This window comes from Rhodopirellula sp. JB055, assembly GCF_043100905.1.
GTDB lineage: Bacteria > Planctomycetota > Planctomycetia > Pirellulales > Pirellulaceae > Rhodopirellula.
Genome location: NZ_JBICHO010000550.1, coordinates 1 through 4,451 on the forward strand (window position 1 = coordinate 1; position 4,451 = coordinate 4,451).

At 58.0% G+C, this 4,451-nt stretch carries 3 protein-coding genes; all 3 read left to right on the forward strand.

The window, feature by feature from the left end; genetic code table 11:
• On the forward strand, positions 1–3,045 hold a 3,045-nt coding region (locus ACF8AM_RS21585; protein ID WP_392557637.1), incomplete at its 5' end, for a carboxypeptidase-like regulatory domain-containing protein.
• 16 nt (positions 3,046–3,061) lie between these two features.
• On the forward strand, positions 3,062–3,862 hold the full coding sequence (locus tag ACF8AM_RS21590) for a hypothetical protein (RefSeq protein ID WP_392557638.1): 801 nt from the start codon (positions 3,062–3,064) through the stop codon (positions 3,860–3,862).
• A 408-nt stretch (positions 3,863–4,270) separates the two neighbouring features.
• Positions 4,271–4,451, forward strand: a 181-nt coding sequence (locus ACF8AM_RS21595; RefSeq protein ID WP_392557639.1) for a hypothetical protein, incomplete at its 3' end; no start/stop codon positions are given.

A 4,451-nucleotide genomic window follows, 5' to 3' on the forward strand; every position in this document is an offset into this window, starting at 1 on the left:
GTGCGACTGGACGCTGAACGGAGTCTGCTCAGCCCGGTGCGATCTGACTATCTGGCTCACGTGCAAGCACAAACCGACAAAGCGATTCGCGCGTTCACAAGACTGCAAAAGGATGCGTTGGCGATCGATCAAGCCGGTGCACTGCGAGATGAAATCATCGATCACTTGAATGCCTTTGTGGCGATGCCCATTCGAGCCAAATCGCTGATGGATGATTCCGTTTGCCAGTTGCTGCTTGAAACGATCGCATTGCAACGATGGCTGGACTCTGCCAACAGCGATTCGATGCACCAAGGCGATGCGATGATCCAGTCCGTCAAACATCGTTTGTCGGTTTTGCTGACTGCACTTCAATCACAACAAGACCAATCATCGTCGACCATTCAAACGGTCGCGGTTTCGCGGTCCAGCGACGGGTTTGTAGAAAGCACACGAACGCGAATTCAACGTTCGACCTTGGCGGCCCAACTTGAACTAGCTGGGACGTCGAGCAAACCAGGCACCCTGGATCGGTTGCAACAAGCCGCCCAGACCGCGAGCCAAACGCTGCTGAACGCGTCAACATCCGAAGACGAAATGGTCACTGCCGTCGACCAATACAAACAACTCGTGCGTGCCCTGAAATCGGATATCCAAACGCCCGCCAAGCATGCCACTGCGGCAAAAGACCTGGACGCGGCAACGCAGCGTTGGTCGCAGATTTTGCCAACGCTCGTCGCCGACACGCGTGTCTGTGCCGTCGATGCAACCCAAGACGAACGAGAACGTTACGCGATCTCGAACAGTCGCTACCAACGACTCGCTGCTTGGATTGGATTGCCCGCACTGCCCCGAATCGAATCCAACACCAACGTTGACGTGACCGTCCAAGGCTCGCTGGCAATGTCAGATCGTGTGATGTTGAACATCGCGGTCCAATCGACTTCGGCATCGATGGGTTCGGGGATCTTGGAAATCGAAACCGATGGTGGTTGGATGCAAATCAACACCCTGGCTGATTCGACCATCACACCCGTGCAACGAGTCTCAGGTGAAACTGATTATCGCTCGATCGTTTCGCAAAGAGCCACATCCACCGAAACGGCGTCAGAAAAGCTGGGCCGGTTTTCGAAGCAAAAGACCGCTTCGATCGAGATCCGTCGAGCGTCGCAGGCTGGAAACGCGAAGACGCCGAAAACATCTGCGATCAACCTGCGTTGGATCACTCAGAACAACATCTTTCGCACCAGTGTGCCTTTGGAATTGCCGCTGTCCGAATTTGCGGCCGCTCGATCCAGTGCCGGCGACTCGTGGGTCATGCACGCCAACCGAGACCTCTTTTCGACGCTGTGGATCCAGCCACTGGATTCGTCGTCGCAGTCCTGGCAGGTCCGTCTGCTGGGTTGGTCCGAACCGGGACGAACTTGCCCGCCGACGATGAAGTCGGAGCAAGCCAAGCGGTGGCTCGCCACCCAAACGCCTCCGACCGAACTGGCGATCCAGCCCAACCTGGCGACGGCGTTGGGGCAATGGACGCAGGTCATGTTCCCCGCTGCCAAGCTGGAACCCGACGCACCTCCAATCACAGTCGCATCGCTTTGGTGCGAAGTCACCGACACAGAAAATGATCGCGTGCAATGGATTGACTTGAGTCCTCGGGTGTATCGCCCGGACTCGCTGATTCAGCCGGTCGTGGCGTATGACGACAACGCCCGCAAAGTCGATGTGTCGATCAGCGCTCTCGCTGGCGTCGATGGACCGACACATGTTCGCATCGAACTGGTCGACTTGGTGACTCATCAGACCGTGGCCCATGGCGAACAAATGATCACCCCCGATTCTCGCGTCACCAAATCGTTCTCGTCGGCCGCTTGCGATGGGCATCCCATCGGCGTTCGAGTGTTGAGCGACCAGTGGCCGAGTGCCTTTGTGTTTCACTTGGCGGGCAATCGCAGCGAGCAATTGCTCACCCCATCCGATGACCACTCGGCCATCGTCATCGGTGCTCCTTTATTGCCTGATGCACCGGCTTCCCAGGACCTTCCGCCAGTGATCGTTTCCAAAGACGCTGATACTGTCTCCGCCGATGTATGGGTCGACCTCAGCGACAAACTGTTCCACTACGGCAGCGACGTGGTGACATTGGGATTGGATCTGAATGGCGATCGTTACTTGCAGAACGAACCAACCGTCTCGGTCACCACGCCTGCCGCGATCGAATTCACTTGGGCCGGTGTGGATCCACTTGGCCAACCCGGATTGAAAAGTCGTGTGCGTCCACATCGACTCAGCGTGCCGGTGGGTGTGGTCCGAAACCAGCGTGCACCGCTGATCGCCAGCCTGCAACGAGGCGAGCAACTCGTTTGGAGCAACCCGATCACGGCTGTGTTTGACACGTTGCCACCCAAGCTGAAGGACATCCAGATCCGATCGCCGCTGCCAGCAATCTTGGGCGGGCCGGTGGAAGTTCGTTTCACTGTCGATGACGCGGGACTCAGCGAAGCGGCCTCCATCCAAGCGGCTTGGGCAACGGCCGGCCAACAAGAGTTCACGCCCGACGTGAAACCCGTTCCTGGCCAACGACTCGGTGACGGAAGCTGGGCCGTCATCCTGCCAACGGATAAACTGGCATCGGGAACACACACGTTGTTGATGCAAGCAACCGACGCAGCCAATAACCCGGGCCTGATCAAAACGCTTGCGATCGAGTTGCTGACCGAAGCCGAGTTGAAGGCTCGCCGCGAAGCCGAAGTCACCGTTCTGCAAGGCAAAATCGCCTATGTGACTCTGCCAGTCGCAGGCATGAAGGTCGCGCTCAAAGCGCTACCAAAAGAAAAGCCTGACAATCCGGACGAAAAAAGCGTGGAACAACCCTTCCAAGCGTCGAATTTACCCCAAGAGGCACTGACCGATGCGAGCGGTCAGTTCGTGTTTCCCGCCGTGAAGGCTGGTCAATACGAATTGACATTGGAAGGCCTCTATCGCGGGGATCGCTATCGCAAAAGTGTGGAGGTCGCCGTGAAACCGCCTCAGCCAACTGATCTCCCCACCATCCGCATCGATTGAAGACGAACGCCCAAACATGAACGCGAGACGGTCAGCAACGAACGGCATGACGGGAGCCACCCATGCGTGGTCGTTGCTGCTCGCGTCTGGCTGTCTGGTTCTTGCATCCGGCTGCACGTCGTTGAATGTCTTGGAGCGTCAGGCTACGACGCCAGTCTTGATCAGCCCGGATGGAGTCGCCACTCCGCCGGCCCCAGTTCCAATGACGCTGCCGCGTTTCTTGGGAATCGATACCATCGGTCGTCGCTGCCTTCGCAAGACGGTGCTGCTCGGCCAAATCACCTATGAAAAAGCAGCGACCGCAGTTCCCGCATTGCAGCCGCCGCCGATGAGCCTGCCGTCATCGCACCCTGCCAATGCGGCCTCGCCTTCGCCTGCCGTCGCGGGGGCACTGAAAGTGAAAGAAGCGAAGGTCGCCACAGCCGCCAAGGTAAAAGCTTTGGAGGTCTTGGCCGGCGAAGACTGCTCCGTCAATCCACATGTGGAAGAAGGCATTCTCGCGGGACTGGACGATGTTTCGGCAGAGGTCCGCATCGCGGCCATCGAAGCGGTCATCGCCTCGCGTCGAGGATGCGATCCCGGTTGTGGAGGATGTTGCAGCATCCCAATCCGTCAAAAACTCACTCGAATGGTGTTTGACAAGACCGGACCTTGCTGCTGGTTTGAACCCAGCTCCAAAGCCCGACGTTTGGCCCGCTTGGCACTCGATGCCTGCGGTGGCCCAGTCGAACCCAACGCCTGTGGCTGCGACATTCAAACGGACTATCCGATTGAAGGACCACCGCCCGAACTGCTCCAACAAATCCTGTCGGAATAAAGTCAGCCGCCTCGCTGCGACTTCCCAAACGCCACGAACCACGCTGCTTCCACAGCGTCCTTCTTCAAGGTTGTGCAGTTTCTGGTGCTGTGTTTTGGCGGGTTTCTGCATTTAAGAACCTCTCCCGAAACGAAGTTTGAGGGGAGGTCGAGTGACGCCGTTCAGCCGTACGCGAGGGAGGGGTCCGAGCATGGGAAGCGGCACGCACTGATTCCCGCGAAACCAAATGCAAGCGAACAACGTCGAACAGCAATCGTTCACCGTCGACTCGTCGCTCCCAGCGTCGCAACACTTGGGAACATCGAACCGTCTACTGGCTGGATCGTGCGAACCGACTGACGCTTCATCTCTGCAATCGATTGCATCTCGACCTGCAGATCTGCGGTCGGGTGGATCGGTATTGCAAAGGTGAATCTTCGCGCCGGAGAGCAGACGATCGAGGTCTTCGACGCTGGTCGAGTCACCACACATCAGTCGATGGTCGCCGAGGATCCAAATGTCGCCGCGCTGCGTGATCGCTTCGTCTGGCGGTTCGGGGACGTCGTCTGGATCCGTCAAACCCTGCGTTACACCGGGATCGAGCAGCTTG